General features: G+C 71.5%; 18 protein-coding genes and 1 pseudogene. 16 read left to right on the top strand and 3 right to left on the bottom strand.

Going from position 1 to position 23,071, the window contains the following annotated elements:
- Positions 1-4 precede the first annotated feature (4 nt).
- Positions 5-958 carry a cation diffusion facilitator family transporter gene (locus tag HUT16_RS15180; protein ID WP_176188706.1) on the bottom strand — a complete coding sequence of 318 codons (954 nt, stop codon included), beginning with the start codon at positions 956-958 and terminating at the stop codon, positions 5-7.
- A gap of 207 nt (positions 959-1,165) precedes the next feature.
- Between HUT16_RS15180 and HUT16_RS15175 the strand changes: the two are divergent.
- The 9 genes and pseudogenes from HUT16_RS15175 to HUT16_RS15130 form a co-directional block, all read left to right on the top strand.
- Positions 1,166-2,881, top strand: a pseudogene (locus tag HUT16_RS15175) (threonine/serine exporter ThrE family protein); the annotation flags it as partial.
- A 1,329-nt stretch (positions 2,882-4,210) separates the two neighbouring features.
- A complete protein-coding gene (locus tag HUT16_RS15165) occupies positions 4,211-5,518 on the top strand; it encodes a C40 family peptidase (protein ID WP_176188705.1) in 1,308 nt (435 codons plus the stop codon).
- Positions 5,519-5,721: 203 nt separating this feature from the next.
- Positions 5,722-6,495, top strand: a complete 774-nt coding sequence (locus HUT16_RS15160) for a TnsA-like heteromeric transposase endonuclease subunit (RefSeq protein ID WP_217712066.1) — start codon at positions 5,722-5,724, stop codon at positions 6,493-6,495.
- A complete protein-coding gene (locus HUT16_RS37400; RefSeq protein WP_217712065.1) occupies positions 6,492-7,265 on the top strand; it encodes a helix-turn-helix domain-containing protein in 774 nt (257 codons plus the stop codon). Before HUT16_RS15160 ends, HUT16_RS37400 begins: the two co-directional genes overlap by 4 nt.
- Before the next feature lie 27 nt (positions 7,266-7,292).
- Positions 7,293-8,525 carry a Mu transposase C-terminal domain-containing protein gene (locus HUT16_RS37395; protein ID WP_217712064.1) on the top strand — a complete coding sequence of 411 codons (1,233 nt, stop codon included), beginning with the start codon at positions 7,293-7,295 and terminating at the stop codon, positions 8,523-8,525.
- Complete coding sequence (locus tag HUT16_RS15150; protein ID WP_176188704.1) at positions 8,522-9,586, top strand: TniB family NTP-binding protein; 1,065 nt, start codon at positions 8,522-8,524, stop codon at positions 9,584-9,586. The genes HUT16_RS37395 and HUT16_RS15150 overlap by 4 nt, the downstream gene beginning before the upstream one ends.
- A complete protein-coding gene (locus HUT16_RS15145) occupies positions 9,583-12,570 on the top strand; it encodes a TniQ family protein (protein ID WP_176188703.1) in 2,988 nt (995 codons plus the stop codon). The genes HUT16_RS15150 and HUT16_RS15145 overlap by 4 nt, the downstream gene beginning before the upstream one ends.
- A 514-nt stretch (positions 12,571-13,084) precedes the next feature.
- Positions 13,085-13,918 (top strand): S1 RNA-binding domain-containing protein, encoded by an 834-nt coding sequence (locus HUT16_RS15135; protein WP_176188702.1) that lies wholly within the window; start codon positions 13,085-13,087, stop codon positions 13,916-13,918.
- Between the two features lie 304 nt (positions 13,919-14,222).
- A complete protein-coding gene (locus HUT16_RS15130) occupies positions 14,223-14,963 on the top strand; it encodes a hypothetical protein (protein WP_176188701.1) in 741 nt (246 codons plus the stop codon).
- 140 nt (positions 14,964-15,103) lie between these two features.
- Here HUT16_RS15130 and HUT16_RS15125 read toward each other — a convergent pair whose 3' ends face one another.
- A complete protein-coding gene (locus HUT16_RS15125; protein ID WP_176188700.1) occupies positions 15,104-15,361 on the bottom strand; it encodes a DUF6221 family protein in 258 nt (85 codons plus the stop codon).
- Between HUT16_RS15125 and HUT16_RS15120 the strand changes: the two genes are divergently transcribed.
- Positions 15,360-16,088 carry a DUF6000 family protein gene (locus HUT16_RS15120; RefSeq protein ID WP_217712063.1) on the top strand — a complete coding sequence of 243 codons (729 nt, stop codon included), beginning with the start codon at positions 15,360-15,362 and terminating at the stop codon, positions 16,086-16,088. The genes HUT16_RS15125 and HUT16_RS15120 overlap by 2 nt on opposite strands.
- A gap of 221 nt (positions 16,089-16,309) precedes the next feature.
- Here the strand turns inward: HUT16_RS15120 and HUT16_RS15115 are convergent, their stop codons facing one another.
- Positions 16,310-17,281 carry an Lrp/AsnC family transcriptional regulator gene (locus tag HUT16_RS15115; protein WP_176188699.1) on the bottom strand — a complete coding sequence of 324 codons (972 nt, stop codon included), beginning with the start codon at positions 17,279-17,281 and terminating at the stop codon, positions 16,310-16,312.
- Between the two features lie 163 nt (positions 17,282-17,444).
- Between HUT16_RS15115 and HUT16_RS38205 the strand changes: the two genes are divergently transcribed.
- The 6 genes from HUT16_RS38205 (at position 17,445) to HUT16_RS15090 (ending at position 23,060) form a co-directional block, all read left to right on the top strand.
- A complete protein-coding gene (locus tag HUT16_RS38205) occupies positions 17,445-18,152 on the top strand; it encodes an MFS transporter (protein WP_254897816.1) in 708 nt (235 codons plus the stop codon).
- Positions 18,107-19,030 (top strand): MFS transporter, encoded by a 924-nt coding sequence (locus tag HUT16_RS38200; RefSeq protein WP_254897815.1) that lies wholly within the window; start codon positions 18,107-18,109, stop codon positions 19,028-19,030. The genes HUT16_RS38205 and HUT16_RS38200 overlap by 46 nt, the downstream gene beginning before the upstream one ends.
- Complete coding sequence (locus HUT16_RS15105) at positions 19,015-19,887, top strand: hypothetical protein (protein WP_176188698.1); 873 nt, start codon at positions 19,015-19,017, stop codon at positions 19,885-19,887. Before HUT16_RS38200 ends, HUT16_RS15105 begins: the two co-directional genes overlap by 16 nt.
- 178 nt (positions 19,888-20,065) lie before the next feature.
- The gene (locus HUT16_RS15100) at positions 20,066-21,364 is read left to right on the top strand and encodes a GNAT family N-acetyltransferase (RefSeq protein ID WP_176188697.1); all 1,299 of its coding nucleotides are present in this window, start codon (positions 20,066-20,068) and stop codon (positions 21,362-21,364) included.
- Between the two features lie 85 nt (positions 21,365-21,449).
- Positions 21,450-22,307 (top strand): hypothetical protein, encoded by an 858-nt coding sequence (locus tag HUT16_RS15095; protein WP_176188696.1) that lies wholly within the window; start codon positions 21,450-21,452, stop codon positions 22,305-22,307.
- 345 nt (positions 22,308-22,652) lie between these two features.
- Positions 22,653-23,060 (top strand): hypothetical protein, encoded by a 408-nt coding sequence (locus HUT16_RS15090; RefSeq protein ID WP_176188695.1) that lies wholly within the window; start codon positions 22,653-22,655, stop codon positions 23,058-23,060.
- Positions 23,061-23,071: the final 11 nt, after the last annotated feature.

Below are 23,071 nucleotides of genomic sequence, written 5' to 3'. Positions count from 1 at the left end.
CCGGTCAGGTGCGGGGCGGGGTGGGGTCGAGGTAGACCCGGGTGACGGAGGGGACGGCGTGGCGGACGGCGCGTTCGGCGCGGTCGCAGGCGGTCTCGATGTCGGTGGCGGTGGCGAGGTCGGCGAAGTCGACCTTGGCGGCGACCAGGACGTCATCGGGGCCGTGCACGCTGGTGACCAGGTCGAGGACCCGGACGACCTGGGGCTGGGCGGTCAGGGCCTCGGTGATGGCGCGCTCGTCGCGCTCGGGGAGGGAGCGGCCGATCAGCAGCGAGGCGTTGTCCCGGGCCAGGACGTAGGCGACCCAGGCGAGCAGGGCGCCGATCAGCACGGAGGCCAGGCCGTCCCACAGGGCGTCACCGGTGAGCTGGGCGCCGAGCAGGCCGCCGAAGGCGAACAGCAGGCCGACCAGGGCGGCGCAGTCCTCCAGGAAGACCGCCTTCACGGCGGTGTCCGGGGTGTGCCGCAGGTAGCGGTAGCCGCCGACCCGGTGCCGGCGGGTCTCGCCGCGCAGCTGGCGGACCGTCCGGGAGAGCGAGACGGACTCCAGGACGAAGGCGACGGCCAGGATCAGGTAGGAGAGGGCCGGGCTGCCCAGCTCCTCGCCGTACTGGAAGGTGTGGATGCCGTCGTGGATCGAGAACACCGCGCCGCCGACGAAGGTCGCGAAGGAGGCGAGCAGCGCCCACAGGTAGCGCTCGCGGCCGTAGCCGAGCGGGTGCTCGTCGTCGGCGGGGCGGGCGCTGCGCTTGAGCGAGAGGAAGAGCAGCACCTCGGTGACGGTGTCGGCGAAGGAGTGCGCGGCCTCGGAGAGCATCGCGCTGGAGCCGCTGATCGCGCCCGCCACGGCCTTGGCGAACGCGATGCCGAGGTTGCAGAGGCCCGCGACGACCACCGTGGTGACGCTCTCGCCGCCGCTGTCCCCGGGGGTGCCGGTCACCGTCCGTTGCTCGCTCATCACCGGCCATTGTGTCCGATCCGCGACCCGCCGCCCCGGAGCGGTGCGGGGCATGTCCTCCCGGCGCCGGACGGCCGGGCCGGGGGCCGGGCCGGGGTGGCGCGGCCCACGTCACGCGCTGTTCGCACCCGCGCCGCCGATCGGGCAAGGTGGAGGCCAGGAGGCCGCCCCGACCGGGCGGGCGGCCGGGGTGGTGGAGGAAGTGCCGTGTCCGATCGCGAGCCGGAGGGCGCGCCCGCGCAGGAAGCGCCGCCCACCGAGGGGCTGCTCGGACCGGACGCGCCGCCGATCGGACGGACCGTCAGCGTGCCGCACGCGCCGGAGCCGCTGCAGACCGAGGGGCTGCTCGGCCACCTCCCGCTCCCCGAGTCCGCCGAGGCCGCCCGGCCCCGCCGCAACCCGCTGCTCCAGGACACCCTGACGCCCGAGGAGTGGAACGCGGCCGGCTACACCCCGTCCCACGGCATCGACCTGGCCGAGCTGCACAAGGGCGCCCCCGGCGACGCCCCCTGGCCGGACCGGATGCGCACCCTGCTGCGGACGCCGATGGCCGAGCGCCCGGCGTTCGAGCGCACCGCCCGCGAACTGCACCCCGCGGCCGGTGCGCAGGCCCAGCGCAACGTGCCGCGGGTGCTGGACCTGTCGCTGCGGATCGGCGAACTGCTGCTGGCCAGCGGCGAGGCCGCCGAGGACGTGGAGGCCGCGATGCTCGGCATCGCCCACGCGTACCGGCTCGACCACTGCGAGCCGCAGGTCACCTTCACGCTGATCTCGATCTCGCACCAGCCCTCGCTGATCGACCCGCCGGTCACCGCGGACCGGGTGGTGCGCCGCCGCACCTCCGACTACACCCGGCTGGCCGCCGTGTACGAGCTGGTCGCCGACATCACCGCCGAGCAGGTCACCGTCAACGACGCGTACCGGCGCCTCGCCGGGATCCGCCGCAACCGGCACCCGTACCCGGTGTGGCTGATGGCGGTGGCCACCGGGCTGCTGGCCGGGGCGGCGTCCTTCCTGGTCGGCGGGCAGGTCGACTCCACGGCCTGGCTGGTGTTCGTCTCCGCGTTCACCACCGCCGTGGTCGGCGACCGGCTGGCCTCGGCCGTCGCCCGCCGCGGGCTGCCGGAGTTCTACCAGTTCGTGATCGCCGCGATGCCCGCCGCGCTCTGCGGCATCCTGCTCTCCTTCAACGAACTGCACCTGCGCGGTTCGGTGGTGATCACCGGTGGACTGTTCGCGCTGCTGCCCGGCCGGGCGATGGTCGCCGCCGTCCAGGACGGCCTGACCGGCTTCTACATCACCGCCGCGGCCCGGCTGCTGGAGGTGATGTACCTGATCGCGGGCATCGTCATCGGCGTGATGCTGGTGCTGTACGTCGGCGTCAACTACAACGCCAGGCTCAGGCCGGACGAGAGCCTGGGCGGCACCGCCAACCCGCCGGTCCAGCTGGTCGCCGCGATGGTGCTGGCGCTGGCCTTCGCGATGCTGCTGCAGACCGACCGGCGGGCGCTGCCGATGGTGGTGCTGAACGCCGCCGTCGGCTGGTCCACGTACGGCGTGCTCACCCACAACGCGGGCGTCTCGGCGATCGTCGCCACCGGCCTGGCGGCCGGCCTGGTCGGCCTGTTCGGCCAGCTGCTGGCCCGCTACCGGTCGGCCTCCGCGCTGCCGTACGTGACCGCGGCGATCGGGCCGCTGATGCCCGGTTCGGCGCTCTACCTCGGCATGCTGGCCTTCGCCCAGGGCCACGCCGGGTCCGGGCTGGTCTCCGCCTCCCGGGCGGTCGCGCTGGCGCTGGCGCTGGCGATCGGCGTCAACCTCGGCGGCGAGGTGGCCCGGCTGTTCCTGAAGAACCCCGGCGCGAGCGACCGGGACTCCCCGCACGCGCTGATCCCGCGCCGGGCGGCCGAGCGCACCCGCGGCTCCCGACCCCGCGTCACCCCCTGCAAGAAGAGGCACCACCCGATGATCAGTGCACTGCTGGACGGCTACCGCCACCACATCGTGGACGCCCACAAGCAGCCGCTGTTCCTGCTGCTGGTCGGGTTCATCACCTCCTTCGCGTTCATCCGGTTCAGCACCCGGATGATCCGCGCCCAGGTCCGCTGGTGGCCCGGCAACATCACCCCCGGCGGGCTGCACATCCACCACATGGTGTTCGGCCTGGGCTTCCTGCTGCTCGGCGGCATCGGCACCTTCGCCACCTACGGCGGGCACCCCTGGACCGACTGGTTCGGCCTGTCCTTCGGCATCGGCTGCGGGCTGGTGCTGGACGAGTTCGCGCTGATCCTGCACCTGGACGACGTGTACTGGAGCGAGCAGGGCCGCAAGTCGGTGGACGCGGTGATCCTCGGCATCCTGCTCACCGCGCTGCTGCTCACCGGCTACGTGCCGCTCGGCGTCGTCCCCGGGCAGGACACCCGCTGGGGGCTGGTCGCGGTGATCGGGGTCAACGCGCTGGTGTCCCTGGTCGCGCTGCTCAAGGGCAAGGTCTGGACGGGGCTGCTCGGCATCATGGTGCCCGGCCTGTCCTGGATCGGCGCGATCCGGCTGGGCCGCCCCGGCAGCCCGTGGGCGCGCTGGCGCTACACCGGACGCCCCCGGCGGATGGCGCGCGCGATCCGGCGCGAACGCCGACTGCACGCCCGGACGGACCGGGCCCGCACCTGGCTGTTCGACCTGATCGCCGGGGCGCCCGACAAGGTCCCGGCCGGCCACCCGAAGGCGCAGGCGGTGGCCGAGCGGATGGCCGCCCGGGCGCTGGCCCACCGCCGCCGTCCCGGGCGGGGCGCGGCCTGGGCGACGGGTGGCCCCGGCGCCGAGGGGGCGGCCGGGGCCGCGCACGGCGACCCGGCGCGGCGGGCCCGGGCCCAACGGCGGCGGCGCACCGTCCGGGCCGGACGGCCGCGGACCACCGCGACCGGGCCGGGGCGGCCCTCGGGTCGGGTGCGCTGACCGGTGTCGGCGGGGGTGCCGGGGCTGGCGGGGGTACCGGTGCTGGCGGTGGTGCTGTTGAAGGAGCGTTGAAACCGGGGGCGGCGCGGCTCCCGGCCGGTAGAGTTCGTGGACGTCCCGTCCGTGCGGCGCACCGGCCCGTTCCGACAATCCGACATCTCACCCGGGCGGCCGTATGGCGGTGGCGCTGCGCCGCCGCCGGGTCTGAGAATCTTGCGGTGCGTCAGCGGATGATCACTTCATGCGACATCCGGCTGATCGTCAGGAACCGCCACCGTCCGCCGAGAGGGGACCGTCATGCCGCGCAGGCTCCTCCCCACCCTCCTCCTCGCCACCGCCGCCGTGCTCGCCCTGCTCCCGGCCGCGAACGCCCCCGCCGCCGCCCCCGAGGCCGCCCCCGCGGGCGCCCCCGAGGCCGTCCGCGCCGCCCGGCCCGCCGACGACCCGCCGCAGCCCGACTTCCCCTCCGCCGAGGACGTCGACCGGGCCCGCGCCGACGCGGACGCCAAGGCCGCCGACACCGCCGCCGTCGAAGCACGACTGGCCGCCGCCCAGCGGGAGTTGGAGCAGGCCGGGCAGAGCGCCGAACAGGCCGTCGAGGCGTACAACGGCGCGCTGGTCCGGCTCGGCCGGGCCGAGGAGGCCTCCAGGGGCGCCGCCGCGCGCTCGACCGCCGCCGAAGCCGACCGGACCGAGGCCGCCGACCGGGCCGCCGAACTGCTCGCCGAGATCTACCGGCAGGGCGCCACCCCGCAGCTCTCGGCCGTCAACGCCCTGCTGGACCCGCGCGGCACCGCCTCGCTGTCCGGCCGGGCCGCCGCCGTCGGCACCGCCGGAGCCCGGACCAGGCAGATCCTCGACGACGCCACCTCCACCGCGAAGGCCGCCGCCCGCGCCGCCGACGAGGCCCGCGCCGCCGAGGACACCGCCCGCGCCGCCGCCGGGGCGGTCCGCACCGCCAAGGAGCAGGCCCAGCGGCGCGTCACCGAGCAGCAGGCCAAGGTCACCGAGACCGCCGCCCGCCGGGAGACCCTGCTCGCCGAACTCGCCACCGCCCGCAACACCACCGTCGAACTCGAACGGCAGCGGCAGGAGGCGCTCGACGCGATCGCCGCCCGCGAGGCCGAGGAGGCCGCCCGCCGGGCCCAGGCCGAGGCCGAGCAGCGGGCCGCCGCCGCGGCCGCCGCCGAGGCGGCCCGGCACCACGCCGTCCCGCAGCAGCGCGAGAGCGCCTGGTCGGCGGGCGGCTCCGCGGCCGCCCTCGCCTTCGCCCGCTCCGTCGTCGGCCTGCCCTACATCTGGGGCGGCGAGGGCCCGGGGGGCTACGACTGCTCCGGCCTGACCATGATGGCCTGGCGCCGCGGCGGCAAGGCGCTCACCCACTTCGCCGCCGACCAGTACGCCGAGTCCACCCCGGTCAGCTACGCCCAACTCCGCCCCGGAGACCTGGTGTTCTGGACCAAGACCGGCCGCGCCGCCGACATCTACCACGTCGCCATCTACCTCGGCGACGACCAGATGATCGAGGCCCCCCGCCCCGGCACGGCCATCAAGCAGGCCAGCCTTTGGATCATGGGACGGCCGGACTTCTACGCCCGCCCCTGAGCACCCGGCGGTCATGTAGGTTCCCATTTCTCCGTGCGCTTTCCCACTGAATCTGCGTCTACCTTGCGTGTGTGCAAGATCAATGGGGCGGTGAGGGGGCGGTTCGGCGGGCGCGCCTACCGATTCCTCGATTCTTCACCATCACGGGTGATCTGAAGCCGGTTCGCCCCGCCCCGGTCCGTCGGGCGGGAGATGGTCGCGCCATGACTGGCTGGTCTGATGTTCTAATCACCGAGGGCATATCCGTGCCGTCGGCCTCTGATGTGGCGGTGCGCTACCGCGGTGAGAGCGGTGCCTTCGTGGACACCTCCTTGGATCGGGTGTCGGTCGACGACGTTCTGGCGGGCCTGCCGGTGCGGGAGATGCGCTGGTTCGCGGGTCGGCAGTGCTACTCGGGGTGGTACTGGTCGGCGACGACGGGTGGGCACGTGGTCTACGAGAGCCGGTTGGAGTTGGCTCGTATCCTGCTGGCCGACCATGATCCGCAGGTCGTCTCGATCGCTGCTCAGCCGTTCTGGCTTGAGTGGTCCGATGGCAGCCGTACACGTCGGCATGTTCCTGATCTGTTGCTCGGCCGTGCGGACGGCTCGGTGGCCGTGGTGGACGTGAAGGCCGCGTACCGCCTCGACGATCCGAAGGTGGCCAGACAGTTCGCGTGGACTGAGCGCCTGGCCCACGCTAGGGGCTGGGACTTCGAGGTGTGGTCCTCAGCCGACCCGGTGCTGCTGGAGAACGTGCGCTTCCTGGCCGGCTACCGCCGCGACGCGATGATCGACCCAGAGCTGACCGAGGCGGTTATCGGTGCCGTGGACGAGCCGGTTCCGGTCGCGCACCTTGAGCGGTCGCTGCCCGGGATGGGGGAGGCGGCCGTCATCCGGCCGGTGATCCTGCATCTGCTCTGGCGCGGCTGGCTGCTGGCGGATCTGTCGCGCCCACTGGGCGGCGCCACCCAGGTCCGGCTGGGGGTGGTGGCGTGAACGGGCATGTTGTCACGATTGTGGCTGGGGCGACGCTGCTGCTCGATGGAGACCCGGTTCAGGTTGTCGAGTTCGACGGCCGGTCGGTGATGGTGCGTGCGCTCGGCGACGGCGGCTACCGCACTCTGACACTGGCGGAGCTCGTGGCTCGGGCCCGCGGAGTGGGGTCCGGGCCCGTGGACGCCGACGACCCCGGGTTGGTGCTGGCCGGCCTGTCGGCGGACGAGCGGGAGAAGGTGACTGCTCGCGCCGGGCACGTTCGCGAGGTCCTGACAGGCTTTGCCGCCGGTCACGCGGAGTCGGCAAGGCCGGGTGAACCGCGTCCGCAATTCGCCCCGGAGGCGGCGCTGAAAGACAAGTACGCGGCGAAGGCTGCCGAGCTGAAGGTCTCGGTCAGGACGGTGGAGAACTGGGTGTCCGCGTACCGGGCCTCCGGCGAGGCCGCGCTGGTGGACGAGCGGAAGCGGACCGGGCGCCGCAGCTCGGTCGATCCGCGCTGGGACGCGGCAGTGCTGGCGGAGTTGGCCGCCGGGGTGGACGCGTCGACACCCACCCGGAGCGCGGTCCTGCTGCGGGTCGCGGAGCGTCTGGAACGCGAACACGGCGAAGGCGCCGTCCAGGTTCCGCCGAAGACGACGGCCTACCGGCGGCTGGCGGAGCTGGCCAAGGGCCGCAATGCCGTGTCCGGTTCGGCGAAGGGCCGACGGTCGATCGCTTCCCGCCCGCAGGGAACCTACGGACGGCTGCGGGCGACCCGTCCGGGCGAGTAGCTGATCCTGGACACTCAGGACCTGGACGTGTTTGCGATGGAGCCAGTCACCTGCCGCTGGGTACGTGCTCAGCTGACAGTCGCCCAGGATCTCTTCGACCGGCAGATCCTGGGGCTGAGGGTGACACCGGTATCCACCAAGGCCGTCGACGTCGCCGGCGTGCTGTTCGAGTCGATCACCGGTCGCAGTGGTGGACGGTCCGTGCTGGGGTCGCCGCACGGAGTCCCGCAGCGGCTGGTGTTCACCGAGCACGGGGCCGAGGAATCGTGGTGCCTGCCGGAGGCACTCGTCGTCGACCATGGGAAGGCGTTCCTGTCGTCGCATGTCATCGGAGTCTGCGCGCGGCTGGGCATCTCCATCCAGCCCGCCCAGCCGAAGAAGCCGACCGACAAGCCCACTGTCGAGCGGTTCTTCAGGACTCTGCGGGAGGGGTTGATCCAGCACCTTCCCGCCTACAAGGGGCCCGACCTGCACAGCCGGGGGATCGGGCTGGAAGAGCAGGCGTTCCTGTTCTTGCACGAGTTGGAGGACGTGATTCGCGATTGGATCGTCACCGTCCACCACACCGGCAAGCACGACGGTCTCACCATCCCGGAGTGGCCGGGTCTGGCCTTGTCGCCGAACGAGATGTTCACTCTCGGTGTCGGCAAGGCGGGGCGTCTGCGGTTGCCCGCTCGGCCCGAGCTCGCGCTGGAGTTCCACCGGGTGGCCTGGCGGACGATCCAGCACTACGGCGTCGAGGTGAACGGGCTGCTTTACAACGGGCCCGCCCTTGACGGGCACCGCAACCAGGCCAGCCCCTACGGCGGGATCCAGGCCGGCAAGTGGCCGATCCGCGTGAACGACGAGGACGTGCGCTCGGTCTACTTCCAGGAACCGGCCGACGGGTCCTGGCACTGCCTGGAGTGGGAGCACACACCCATGTTGGGCACCGCGTTCTCGGCAGAGGCCGCCCAGTACGCCCGTGCGCTTGCAGCTCGGAACGATCGCTTCACCGACCCAGTGGCCGCGCTCAAGCAGGTCCTCCAGCGCTGGGACAACGGGCAGGTCCTGGACCGGCGCGAACGCCGGATGGCAGCCCGCCTGTCCGCTGAGCGCTCCGGTACCCCGCTGCCGCCCGCCGCCCAGGATGACGACTTCCCGACCCGGCTGCCCGCACAGAGCTCCAGTCCTCAGCTGGAGGGCGACGGCGACAGCGAGGACGAGCTGTTCGACGACATCGACGGCTACTACGACGACGCGCTGGAGGTGCTGGAGTGACCACCGCCTACAGCCTCTCGCGCAAGCAGGGCTGGCGCCGCTTCACCGACACACCGGCCCGGACACGGCCGGAGCGGATGTCGCCAACCGCGCTGACCCGCCTCGCACCGCTCGAACGCGCCCACTACAACGATTCCCGGCACGACTGGCACGCGAACTTCGGCACGATCGCAACGCCGCAGCTCAAGCAGGTCCGCGAGGAACTGGAACTCATCGTCGCCTCGAACCGGCAGGACAGCGACCGGGTCCGCGGAGCGGCGGTCATCGACGGATTCCCCGGCCTGGGGAAGACGACAATGGCGAACCTGTTCGCACGCGACTACGACCGGACCGCCCGCCAGTTGGGCGGCGAGACCACCGAAGCGGGCGACGAACGGATACCGGTCTTCCGGGTCGGCCTGACCTCGAACACCACCCTGCGGACCCTGAACAAGATGATCTGCGAGTTCTACGGGCATCCCGGCGCGGCCAACGGCACCGCCGCCCAGCTCGCGACCTTCGCACTGGACTGCGTCCTCAAATGCGAGACCCGCATCGGGATCATCGACGACGTCCACTTCATCAACCAGAACAGCAAGGACGGCTTGGCGGTCAGCAACCACCTGAAGTGGCTGGCCAACGAACTGCCCGTCACGTTCATCTACGCGGGCGTCGGGCTGACCGAACGCCGGTTCTTCGACGAGGGCCTGTCGGGTGAGTCCACCGCACTCGCCCAGACCGCAGCCCGCTGGACCCGCCTGGAGGTCGCGTCGTTCGACCGGGACGACAGCTGGACCGGACTCATCAAAGCGATCGAGAAGCAGCTGATCCTGGCCAAGGCACGGCCGGGCAAGCTGGTCGCCCTGGACGACTACCTGTTCGAGCGGACCGGCGGACACATTGGCTCGTTGATCACCCTGGTCACCCGAGGGTGCTTCAAAGCCATCGCGAACGGGACCGAGTCGCTGAGCCGAGAACTGCTGGAGACAATCCGGATCGACGAAGCCGCGGAGCGTTCCCGGAAACGCCGCGCCGCTGAGACCAAGAAGCGGGTACGGAAGAAGGAAGGGGCCGGCAGGTGACCGGCGACGTGAACACGGTTCCGCTCAGGGCCGCCCCGATCGACGGCGAGAGCGTGGACTCCTGGATCGAGGAACTGGCCCGCAGACACCGGCTTTCCCCAAGCCAGTTGTTGCCCGCACTCGGTCTTCCCGAGCGCGCACGTTCGATCCACCGCCTGATCAAGGCCACTCCCGAGGAGTCCTGGCGGCGGATGGAATGTGTGGCCGGCATGCCCGAGGGAGGACTTCGCTCCGTCCAACTTGCAGGTCAGGCAATGAGGATGACGCTCGTCGGCGGCGGCACGAGGTTCTGTCCGGTCTGTCTGGGCGAGAACGGCGGCCGATGGCTGCTCGCTTGGCGGTCCAACTGGGCGGTCGCCTGCACCCGTCACCGCCTTCTGCTACTCGATAGCTGCCCGTCCTGCGCGAGGACACTGAGGGTCTACCTGCCCGGCGGAACCGAGGAACTTCCACCAGGGACGTGCGCCTACCAGCCTCAACATCGGAGCACGCGCTGCGGCACCGACCTGGCCGCGCTTTCGGGAATCCCGGCTCCCCAGGTCGCCCTGGAAGCCCAGGACTGGATCGACGGCCTCCAGCGGGACGCTGACCGGAACGGCGACCTGGACTCCGCGATCACGCTGGATGAACTCCCTGCCGTCGCCTACTGGCTGATGGGCCACGAGGGAACCGACTGGCAGGCCCGTGCCGCCGAACTCGCACCGGGCCGCGCTCGGACCACCCTGCTCGTGCTGAACGGGCGGCTGCCGAAGGCGGACGCTCCCCTGGTCGCGGTCGTGCTCGACATGGCCCGGACTGTTCTCGGTGCCGATCACGAAGCCGGAGTCGCCGCCGTGCGCGAACTCTCCAGCGGACGTCGTACACGGACCGGAGTCGTGCCTGCAGGGATGAACTTCCACCGGTGGAAGACGATGAAGGGACCGTTCCCGAACCGCTTCCTGCAATCGATCGATACCGACATGACCCCCATGGACCGGTTGAGATTCAAATCGCCCACCCCGCAGGCGGGAAAGCCCGGCAACCGCACGGCCGAGACAAGGGGGCGGCACATCCCGCACCTGATCTGGCCGGACTGGGCCGGCCTCCTACTGCCACTCCGATCGGGCTTCCGGTCCGAGCTTTTCCGTGCGACCGCAGCCACATGCCTGCTGATACCCGGGTCGTCCGAACGTGCCTACAGAGACCTGACCACTCACTTCAACCGCCGCGTCACCTCCGCCCACCTCAGCGTCCTCCTCCAGAGCTTCGGCGATCTGCCCGAGTCCGGCCTCACCGATGTTCTGGCCGCGTTCTGCCGCATAGCCGACTACCTGGACACCTGCGGCTCTCCGATCGACTACCAGCGACGCCGCGAGCGGATTCCCGCACACTCGCTGATCACCTGGCCGCAATGGCGGGACCTGGCCTGCGAAGCCGGCTTCCACCCGGGAAAGAGCCCCCGCGACGACCAGACTGCCCGCGGCCGCCACCTGCACGCCCAACGCCATCTCCTGCAGCTGCTGACAGGCGCGGACCTCGGCGTGGACGGGCACCGATTCGGCTTCACCGGCAGCTCCGACCACAGCCGCTACGTAACGTTCACCCACCAACTCACTCTGCCCCTGCGGTCGGCTCTCGCCGGGCACGCCCAGCGGATCCTGGACGACCTGGAGATCGACGAACCGGTGACCTGGTCACCGCCCCTGGATCTCGCCCACGGATTGACGCTGCCCGGAGCACTCCCGTCCACGCTGGACACCACGACGATCCGCCGGATCGTGATCGAAGACCAGCGGCCCGTCAGCGAGGCGGCCGAAGTCCTGGGCGTCCACGTCGAACACGTCGCACTCGCGCTCCAACACCTCGACCGGCCCGAGCGGGATTGGAGCCCCCGCGCCCTGCCCCAGTCCTGGAAGCGCCGACAGGCCATGCCCCGGATCGCCACACGGGACTTCTTCGAACACGAATACGTGGGCGCGAACCGCACCCTCCATGACCTCGCCGCCGAGACCGGGTTCAGCCGATCCCTCCTCGCCCAAGCCGCCCGCTCGCACAAGATTCCCCTCAACAAGGGCAAAGCGCCGGCCATCAACGACCCCGCCTGGCTTCGCGACCAGTATCACGGGCAGCGGAAGTCGACGAGCACCATCGCGGAGGAACTCGGAACCACCCAGATGACTGTCAACAACGCACTGCACCGGCTGGGGGTTACGCCCCGCCCGCCAGGTATCCACAGCTCGGAGCAGATGATCAATCGCTTGGACGGTCGGCTTGCAAAGGACATCCGAGCCGCCGTTGAAGGAAGCCTCGGCGGCTGGGAGAGACTGCACCGCTTTCAGATCGCCATGGTCTTCCCGACCCTCAAAGCAGCGGCCGAGCATCTTGGCATCCCGCCCCGAACACTCGTCGTCCAGTTTCAACGCCTCGAACGCGACATCGGCGCCGAGATCTTCGTCCGCTCGACAGGGGGCACACCGCAGCAACCGACGAAGCGAGGAAGGCGGCTCCTCGACCATCTGGAGAAGCCACACATCCGAAGTCAAATGGCCAAGTCCATCGCCGACCACGAGCTCGACAGACTCGCGGAACACCAGGCAGCTGCGGCCCAACAGCAATTCCCCCGGCCGCGTCGCTCCGTCAGCCCGTTCACGGAGATCCCCGTCACCAGGCTCCGAATCACCGCCGCGATGCTCGCTCTGCTCAAGGACCTCATGACCCACAGCGATGGGGAATGCTACGGCGCGCTCGTCATCGACCGGCTCAAGCGCGACCCCGGAAACATCTACGAACAACTCCACCGCCTACAGGCGGCAGGTTGGATCACCAACCGAGTCGAAGACGACGCGTCCTGGAATTCCAGAGCCACCCCAGGACGCGGCCCCGGACGCCGCCGTACCTACTACCGACTCACCTCAGCCGGACGAGACGCGATCCTTCACGAGATCGCCCGTTGGCCGACCCGTCGGCGCACGCGCGAACGTGCCCAGTCGCGAACGGATGGATGAGATGGATGAGCTCGTCGGTCCCTACTCGAAGTAGGAGCCGATGTTGTTCCACATGAACGCGTCCTTCCAGGTCGGATCGTTCTTCGCCCAGCCGAGCACGGCGTCCACAACCTTCTCGCGCGACACCGTCCGCGTCTGATAGTGCTGGCTGGGTGTCCCGTCCCGGTACTCCAACTGGAACGTATTGTCCTGCCGCATGAGCACCTGCACGTACTAGTCACCAGGAGCCTGGCCGTCAGAGCGCTCCACGACGACCGCTCGACCTGGTTGCAGGTTGGCTATCGCCGCACTCATCTGTGGCTTCGTCGTCCGTCGGAAGGGCATCCCTGCCCCAGAACTCATCATCAGCATGCACGGATTATTGCGGCACCGGACGACAGCGCTGCCGTGAGTGGCAAGGCTCGCGAACCCGCATCCGCATCGAGAAGAGCCACCGTTCGGGGCAGGTCCCCTCAAGCCTCCGGGTAGAGCGAGTTTTCAAGCCGACGTACTGCCTCCGTGAAAGGCTGCCGTCATGGATGAAGCGTCGGACGATCAAGCTATAGGGAGCTTTCTGTCAACGATCCACGTAGGTGACCTATGCAGCGGGGTGGCAACCGAGATCACCCGCTCCCATGGGGTGGCGGTGACGCTGGACGGATTCACCGCCAAGCCGCTGGGGTCCGTCTGGCCGCTCGACCTGCCTTGGGGACGGCCTCGGGCCGAAGCCGTTCAGGTCGGTCAGCGGATCACTGCCGAAGTGCTCGCCGTCGACCTGGAAGGAGGCCACGTCCGGCTGTCACTGGCCGCCACCGAGAACCCGGAACTCTGGACGTTTCTGAACCGACTCGACCGTGGCGAGATCCTCTCCGGCACGATCGCGGCCATCGAGTCGTTCGGCGTGTTCGTGGCACTGGACGACGGCCCTGACCACCCGGTCTTCCCCGGCGTCGGATTCATCACGATCCCCGAACTCTCCTGGAGCCGTTTCGAAGCAGCATCGGACATCGTGCAGGTCGGGGAGCACGTCTCTTGCGAGTTCCTTCAGTTCGACACCTGGAACGGAGAGGCCCGGCTGTCCTTGCGAGCGATGAAGCCGGATCCCTTCCAGGTCTTCGCTGACGGCCATGCGGTGGGTCAGACATTGCGCGGAGTCGTCACCAAGCTGATTCCATTCGGCGCTTTCGTCCAGGTGGCCGACGGGATCGAGGGACTGGTCCACCTCGACGAGCTCGCATGGACGCCCGTGAAGACACCAGAGGACGTGATCCAGGTCGGCGACGCAGTCTCGGTCGTCGTCATCGACCTTGACCGAGAACGGCGAAGGCTGGCTCTCTCACGACGGCAGGTTCCTGTTTCGGCCCAGTGATCCTTCCGCTCGCAGCACTGGACTCGGCGGGCCGGCAAGTTGTCTCGGGCCCGCCATAAGTCTGCGTCGCGCGGGTCGGCCAGTCACTTCATGCCCCAGCTTCCACTCCCACATCGTGGCAGAAGCCTTGAGCTGAGCCGCGTCAGTGGCTCTGTCGCTGATCCTGTGACGCCGTCTGCCGCAACCTGCGGCAGTGAGCCAGCCGCAGATGAGGGCAGCCCTGCTGGGGCGCATCCTCCCGGCGGCCGGTAGCGTAGGGATCTTCGCGGGCGCGCTCCCGCGGAGTACGTGAAGGCAGACGCCGATGACCGAGGTTCACGCTCGACGTGCAAAGGCTCGCCTCGACGCGGCCCTGGAGGGCCTCGCAGTCTTCCGCGGAGCGGTTGCGCAGCCCGAGGAGTTCAACTGCGAGTGCCACTGGGGCAGTGCGGAGGAGCTCGCCCTTCTCAAGGTGCCGGACGTGAGGCTCGACCCCGACCTTCTCCGGCGGGCCTGGCAGCCGTCGGACTGGCGCGACCACGCCTCGGTGCTCCGCCGCATCCTGCCTCAGCTCGCCGGCGCTCTCCTCGACAGCCGATCGGAGTCGTTCGGGTACCGGGACGACATCGGCGTCTCGCTCGCCCGAGCGGACTGGCAGGAATGGCCCCGGAAACAGGCCGCGGCCGTGTGGGAGTTCCTGCACGCGTTCTGGGCCCACAGCCTTGTCACCGCTGGCCCCGTCGGGCACACCTCGCTGACCCTCGCCATGTGCGTCGAGGCGTCCGGCGAGCTGAGTCCCTGGCTCGACGTCTGGGAGACGCTGGAGCACCCGACCGCCGATCGGAACCTCGCAGAGGCCGTCGACACGTGGGACTACGACCTGCTCGCCGACGAACTCCCCTGGAGCACTTGGTACGACAAGGACGAGAAGCTGGCGGTTCTCACCGCCTGGCTCACCCGCCATGCCCCCGCTCGACTGAGAGCGTCCAACGCCCCCGCCGACCTGCTCCAACGCCTGAGGCTGATCGGCCTCACCGGGCCCGCCCGCTGGAACGATCCACACTGACCCGGCTACACCTACTGACCACGGGGCGGAACCGGGCTGAGGCTCTCCGGGGCGAGAGCCATCACAAGATCATCGACGGAGCCGATGAGTGGGCTCGGTAGCTGATTTTGTGACATTCCCGGACCTACTTGGACCAGGTTCTAGGGTCGCCACTCCGCCCGGTAGCCGGGGTGTTCGGCGTACGACTGTACGAGCACGCGCAAGGCATGGCCGAGGCCGGCGAAGCGCGCGTCGGACGAATCCATTGCCTCGTAGTCCCGGGCCAGCATGTCGACGAGGTCGAGCATCGGCAGGTGGCTGTCAAGCAGGGCGTCAGCCCCGAAGCGGTAAGCCACCTCGGCATAGGCATGATTGTCCGCCTCGTAGCGGGTGTGGAGGAACTTCAGGAGGTCATCCATGAGCAGATCATTGCCCAGCTTCGGCGATGTGGGGAAGAGTCCTGCCCGTGGGCTGACGGTCCCACCCCGAGCCAGCCTCAGAATCAGTTGGCCGCAGACCAATGGCGAACGGGAAGATGCCGACATGCGCTTTCCTCGCCCCTCGGACCCCGAACTGCTCGATGTCATCGAGCGCTACGTCAAGCCCATAACCAACGACACCGGGCGCTACCTCCACCTCCTTCACGCCAACTTCGCCCGTGACGACGAGCGTGAGCGCACACCCTTCCTCCAGTCACTGCGCTCAGCTGCTCAGGCGATCACCGATGAGGAACTCGAAATCCTCCTGGAGAGCGAATGGCGCTCCCGCCTCACCGCTGCCTGGTTGATCGGTGTGGACCGCCGGCAGCACTTCCGAGACGTGCTGGGTGACCTGCTTCTCGCCAGCCAGCTGTGCTTCTCCGGTCAGGGCTACTGCTTCGCTCTCGCACGCTTCTGCACGGAGGAAGATGCCCTGCACCTGGTGGCCTACCTGGAACGCTATCTCCAACAGCCCGACTGCCAGTACGACCAGCACTGGGCCATCAGCGCGCTCCTCCACATCGACAGTCAGGCGGGAACCGACCGCGCCAGCCGTCTCCTCGCCCCCGGAGGCATGTGGCACCAGTGGAACGACGCCCAGTTCAAGCCCTCGCCGCCGAGCCGATTCATCGATGAGCTGTGCGCACTCGCGGACTCGCCCAGGTAGACGTCGCAAGATCCACGACGGAGCCCGGCAATCCCGTACCTGCCGGGGCACTTCAGTGAGTACACAGTGACGGCCTGCCCACCCTGCCAGTGAGGAAACGCAAAGAAGATGGGTCAAAACCCGCGCAAGATCACTGGGAAGGGCGACAACAGCCCAGCTCAGGCTGAAGCCGAATGAAGATCACGATTGGAACCTACAGGTCAGCCGTCGCCGCCGGGCGTTCACCGGCTGCGGGGTGGGCGGGGGGCGAGGGGGAGGTGGCCGACGGCCTTCACGGTGCGGACCACGGGTTCGGTCTCGACGTGGTGGATCTCCGGGTGGGCGCCGAGTCGGTGGGTCAGGTAGTGGTGCAGGTCGGCCGGGTCGGTGCAGAGGGCCTGGGCGAGCAGGTTGGCGGGCCCGGTGACGGCGGCGACCACGGCGAGTTCGGGGTGTCCGGCCAGGTCGGTGCCGATTCGGTCGAGGTCGGCGGGGCGGACGGTCAGCCAGAGCAGTGCGCGGGTGGCGATGCCGTAGCCGGACGGGTCGACCTCCACGTCGAAGAACAGCTGTCGGCTGGAACGGAGTTCGGCGAGGCGCCGGGTGGCGGTGCCGACCGAGCAGCCGGCCGCGGCGGCGAGTTCGGCGTACGGGGTGCGGCCGTCGTGGCGCAGCGCGTCCAGCAGGCGTAGGTCGGTCGCGGTCGGGGGAGTGGCGGGCCGCTCCGGCAGGTCGGGTGCGAGCAGGGACGTCTGGCCGGGCGTCAGTGACTGCAGGCGGCCGTGCCAGGCGGTCGGGCCGCCGAGGTAGGTGTGCAGCAGGCAGTGCGCGGAGACCGAGGTGATGCCCCGGGTGTGCGGCAGGCGGCTCAGCACCGGCGGGTGCTCGGCCAGGTCGGAGCGGACGATCGCGAAGATCTGGGTGCCCGCCGAGGTCAGCTTCACCCAGGAGGTCTCCGGTCGGCGGGCCAGCGCCCGGGCGATCTCCTCCGCCGCCCCGGGCACGGCGGCCACCCGCACCACCCACTGGGCCTGCGCGGCCCGCTCGTGGTCGGCGACCCCGACCACCCGCAGCCCGGCCTCGGCCCGCAGCCTCCGGTAGCGCCGCGCCACCGTCTGCGCGGACACCCCCAGCGCCGCACCGATCCGCTCGAACGGCGCCCGGCCGTCGACCTGCAGCGCCTGCACCACGGCCCGCTCCAGCGCGTCCAGCACGGTCGCCCCCTTCGTCGAGGTGAGCCTAATCCGCTTCACGGGCGGGTGCGCTGGAGGAAATCCACCATCGAGACGCCGTGGCTGGAGGCGGTCCGGGGCCGCTGCCGAGGCTGGGGCGCGGGCGGGCCGCGGACGGCCGGCCGGACGAGGAGAGGGGGCCGGGATGGACGGGCGGACGGAGCGGTGGCGCTGGTGGGCGCTGGCGGTGCTGCTGGTGGCGGAGGCGATGAACCTGCTGGACGCGACGGTGGTGACGGTCGCCGCGCCGGTGATCCAGGCGGACCTGGGCGGCCCGGCCGCCGAGATCCCGTGGTTCAACGCCGCGTACACGCTGCCGTTCGCGGTGCTGCTGGTCACCGGCGGGCGGCTCGGCGACCTGGCCGGGCGGCGGCGGGTGTTCGTGCTGGGCGCGGCCGGGTTCGCGGCCGCCTCGCTGGGGTGCGCGCTGGCCCCCGGGCCGGGGCCGCTGCTGGCGGCGCGGGCGGTGCAGGGCGCGGCGGCGGCGCTGGTCATCCCGCAGACGGTCGGGCTGATCCGGGAGCTGTTCGACGGGCCCGAACTGGCCCGGGCGATGAGCGGCATCGGGCCGGTGATGGGGCTGGCCGCGATCCTCGGGCCGCTGCTGGGCGCGGTGTTGACCCGGGCCGACCTGTTCGGCCTGTCCTGGCGGGCGGCGTTCCTGGTCAACCTGCCGCTGGCGGGCGCGGTGCTGGCGGGTGCGCGGCTGCTGCCGGGCGGTCCCGGCGGCCCCGGCGGCCGCGGCGGGGCACCGGCGGGGGCATCGGCGGGGGTATCGGCGGCGGGCGGCTCGACCCGGTCGGCACGGTGCTGCTCGCGGCGGCCGGGGCGCTGCTCTCACTGCCGCTGCTGACCGGCGGACACGGCGGGCACGGTGTCCGGGACGTCCGGCGGGCGGCCGAACTCGGCTGCGGGGCCGCGCTGCTGGTGCTCTTCGTGCTGCACCAGCGGGCCCGGACGCGGGCCGGGCGGGCGACCCTGGTCGAGCCGGGCCTGTTCCGGGACCGGGGTTTCCCGGCCGCACTGGTCGCCTCCACGCTGTTCTTCGCGGTGCTCAACGGACTGCTCCCGGTGATCGTGCTCCAGGTCCAACTCGGCGCGGGCCGCGGCGTGCTGGCCGCCGGACTGACCTTGCTGCCGTGGACCGCCGCGATGGCGGCCGGCTCGCTCGCGGCGGGCGCCCGGCTGGTGCCCCGGTACGGCAGCCGGGTGATGCGGGCCGGGCTGGCGGTGCTGGCCGTCGGCCTGGCGGCGGCGCTCGCCGGGTACGCCGCGACCGGTGCCCGCCACTACCCGTGGTGGGTGCTGCCCGGGCTGGCCGTGACCGGGCTGGGCTGCGGGCTGTTCACGGTGCCGTTCTTCACCGCCGCGCTGTCCCGGGTCCGCCCGCACGAGACCGGCTCGGCCGCCGGACTGCTCAACGCCGTCCAGCAGTTCGGCGCCACCCTCGGCACCGCGCTGCTCGGCGGCGTCTTCCTGGCGCGGCTCGGCGGGCCCGACCCGGCGGCCGGTTCGCTGCCCGCGGCCCGGCTCGTGCTGGCGGTCGCGCTCGCCCTGGTCGCGGGGGTCGTCCCGGCGGTGCGGGCGATGGCCGGGCGCCGGGACGGGGAGGGGGCGGTAGGGCCTGGAAGTGCTGAAAAAACGTTTGCTCTGCCGTCTCCCGCACGTGCTAGGTTCGCCCACGAAATTCAGCAGGAGACAGAGGGGGGAACCTCATGCGGCGACGCGTGACGAGTGCGGCGGCGGCCGGTCTGCTGGCTGCGGCGGCGATGGTCGGGATGGTGCCGACCGCGCAGGCGGCGGGTTCGGCGGAGCCGCCGACGCCCAAGTGCCAGCTGCCCGGCCCGACCACGGTGGCGGACCGCCAGTCGGCCGGGTGGAAGCTGACTTCGGGTCAGAGCCTGGCGGCGAAGGACGGGAAGGCCGTCCTGACCATGGAGCCCGACGGCAACCTGGTGCTTTATTTGGTCAACTCCACCGGCGGCCCGAACCACCCGATCTGGAGCAGCGGCACCTGGGGCCACCCGGGCGCGTACGGTCTCCTCCAGAGCGACGGCAACTTCGTGGTGTACCAGGCCGGTGGCGGCCCCGAGACCGGCGGCGCGCTCTGGTCCACCGGTACCTGGGGGCTGCCGGGCGCCACCCTGACGATCCTTCCGGGCGCCCTCTTCCTGGTCGGCACGCCCGGCAAGTCGTGGAGCTCCAGCACCTTCGACGAGCCGTCCGCCTTCTGCCCCGGGGTGGCGGGCTCGCCGGGCGAGATCCTCTCGGGCTCCTGGACGGAGTCGGCCTCGGCCTGGCTGATCGTCCAGCCGGACGGGAACGTCGTGCTGTACCGCAAGCGCGACGACAAGGCGATCTGGTCCACCAACACCTGGGGCCACCCGAAATCCACGCTGCGGATGCAGGACGACGGCAACCTGGTCCTCTACCCGCTGGAGAGCTTCGGCTCCTGGAATAACGCGCTCTGGTCCACCAACACCGGCGGGAACCCCGGCGGGTACGCCGTCCTCCAGGACGACGGCAACTTCGTCGTCTACCAGCGCGACGGCCGGGCGCTCTGGGCCAGCGGCACCTGGGGCCTGTAGCCCCCGCCCGCTCCGGCGGGAACCGAACCGGCGGTCCGGGCCCCGCGCCCGGGCCGCCGTCCTGCGCGCCGGACCGGGCCGGGCCGCGCCCGCCGGGCCGGGCCGCACCGGGCCGCGCCCGCTCCGACCGGCCGGAAAACCGGATGCCGGGGGCGGGGGGCCGTCGTACGGTGGCCCGATGGGCAACGACGCACGACAGGGCCCCCACCGGGGCATCGAGATCCGGCCGATCACCCACGAGGAACTGGCCGACTGGGACCGGGCTATCGCGCTCGGGTTCATGCGCCCGCACGTCGCCCCGGCGACGCAGTGGCGGGAGCTGCTGTTCGAACCGGGCCGGATGCTGGGGGCCTTCGACCACGACGGCCCGGCGGCGGCGAACGGCCGGCCGCGCTGCGTGGCGACCTTCCGCAGCTTCGACACCGGGCTGACGGTGCCCGGCGGGGCGCTGCTGCCGGTCGACGCGATCACCGCCGTCACGGTCAACGCCACCCACCGCCGGCGCGGTCTGCTCAGTGGCATGATGCGGCACGACCTGACGGCCGCCCGCGAGCGCGGCGCGGCCGCCGCGATCCTGATCGCCGCCGAGCACAACATCTACGGCCGCTTCGGCTTCGGCTCGGCCGCCCCGCTGGCGGGCTGGCGGGTCGACGTGCTGCGCTCCGGCGGCATCCGGGCCGGGCTGCCCGTGCACGAGGGCCATCGGATCGACTTCGCCACCCTGGAGGAGTTCCGCAAGCACGGCCCCGAGTTGCACGAGCGCTGGCGGCCCACCCAGCCCGGTGCGATCGGCCGCCCCGAGGCCTGGTGGCGGCTGCGGGTCGGCGAGGTCGACCTGCCCGGCTTCGACTGGAAGCAGGGCTTCACCGCCTTCCACCGCACCGCCGACGGCACCCTCACCGGCATGCTCAACTACACCGTCGACGACAAGTGGGACGGCTCCTACCCCGACTGCCCGCTCACCGTCCGGGACTTCATCGCGCTCGACCGGGAGACCGCCAACGCGCTCTGGGCGTTCGCCTTCTCGGTCGACTGGGTGCGGCACGTCGTCGCGCCGCACCTCGGCGCCGGTGACGTGCTGCCGCTGCTGCTGGCGGACCCGCGCGGGGCCAAGCCGCACGAGGAGAGCTCCGACTTCACCTGGCTGCGGCTGCTCGACCTGCCCGCCGCGTTCGCCGCCCGCCGCTACGAGGCCCCCGGCCGCCTGGTGCTGGACGTCACCGACCGCGAGGGCTGGACGGCCGGGCGCTGGGCGCTGGAGACCGCCGCCGACGGCACCGGCCGGATCACCCCCACCGACGACCCGGCCGACCTCGCGCTCGACGTCTCCCGGCTCGGCACCCTCTACCTGGGCGGCGGCAGCGCGGCGGCCCTCGCCGACGCCGCCCTGCTCACCGAGCTGACCCCGGGCGCGGCCGTCCGTGCGGACACCCTGCTGCGCACCGCCCGCGCCCCCTGGAACCCGGACGGCTTCTGACCCGCCGCCGCCCCTGGTGCGGCCCCTGACCCCGCCGCCGGTGACCCACTGGCGGTCGGGGCGGGTTCCGGGCAGGCTGGCGGGCATGGGGGACCGGGCGAACTTCGTGCTGCTGGACGGGAACCGGGCCGTGCACGGGCCGTACGTGGACAAGTACGGCGCCGTCGGGCTCGACCTCGCGCTGCTGGCCGGCCCGGCGCGCACCGTCGAGCGGATCCGGGCGCTCGGGCCCGGCGGGTACTGGCTGGACGACGTGTTCTGCCAGGGCGCGGTCCTGGTCGACCTGCCGCGCCGGGTGCTGCTGTTCTTCGCCTGGGAGGGCCCGAGCACCGACCCCCGGCTGCGCGCGGCCGTCTTCGCGCTGCTCCGGGAGGCCTGGCCCGGCTGGGAGGTGCGCTGGTGCCTCGACGGCAACGCCGACCTGCTCCGGTACCTCGGCCGCGACCCGGAGACCGTCCGCGACCGGGACGTGCGCCCGGTGGTCGCGCCGCCGCTCAGTGCGGAGTGGGAGGTCGCCGCCGAGGAGTCCGCGCTCGTCGTGGTGACGGTCGGCCCCAGCCGCAGCCGCAGCCGCAGTAGCAGCCGCTGCCACCTGCTCGCCGACATCGGCGACCACCCCGCTACCGAGGGCCCCGCACTGCTGCAACGGCTGGACGGGGCAACCGACTTCAGTCACCGCGAGGTGGCCGCCGACGCGGGCCTGCACCTTGACCCGGAGCGCCGCACCCTCGGCTGGTGGACGCTCACCAACCTCCCCGACCCGGACGCCGTCCCGGCCCGCTGGCCGGGCTGGACGGTGCACCGCTGGGACGACGACCCCGCCCGCCACCTGGCCGCCGTGCCGGGTCTGTTCGCCCTCCCGGAGGTCGATCCGGGCGCGGCCAGGGCCGCTGTGCTGCGGGCCGCCGAGAACGACAACGCCCGGCGTGCCGGGCGGAGTTGAGCGAGGCGCCGGACGTCAATCGGGAGCTTGTTCCCTTCACCCCCAGGTGTGCCGAACACTCCTGCGATGGCGTGGAGTTGGCGCGGCCGGAGCGCAACTCTGGCGTATCGTCCGCGAACTGGGAGAACGCCTTCCGCGGTGACCGCCCGGAGGGGTGAACGGGAGTCCGGCGCGGGCGTGGCCGTTCGAATCTGACGGATCGACAGTTCCCTTGCCGCTGCATAGCGTTCGGGTCGATCGGGCCGCTCTCGGCAGCACGGAGAAATGCCCCGGTGGGTGCAGCAACACCCCCGGGGCGGAGTCGAAGCGCCCACCCAGAAAAAAGAAAACCATGGGGGCTTCGACATGTTCCACCTTAGCGTCTGGGCGGCACCCTGCATCGCCATCGCCGCGCTGTTTCTCGTTTTCGCCATCGCCTGGTACCTCTCCGGCCCAGGAGACACCCCAACCGGCCGTCACCGCACGGGAGTCGACACCCCGAAGGGCCGCCACCGGGCGGGCGGCCTCCCCGCCGCCGCACCGGCACCCGTGCGACCGCCGAACACCCTCCCGGTGTGCTCCCGGTTCCGGCACCCGCTCTCCCTGCACGCGCTGCGCCGCACGATCATGCCCCGCCTGCCGCTCGTCCACGGCCCCGCCACCCGGATCGCCGTCCACCCGGCCCCCCGCCCGGCCATCACCCCGCGCGTCATGCCGCTCTGGACCGCCTACGGCGCCCCGTTCCCGGCGGACCGCACCGAGAACGTGGCCTGAGCGGGGAGACG

It is taken from the genome of Kitasatospora sp. NA04385, assembly GCF_013364235.1.
In the GTDB taxonomy this organism is placed as follows: Bacteria; Actinomycetota; Actinomycetes; order Streptomycetales; family Streptomycetaceae; genus Kitasatospora.
The sequence above is the reverse complement of the archived record's forward strand: the minus strand, read 5'-3'. Positions and strand labels throughout refer to the sequence as shown.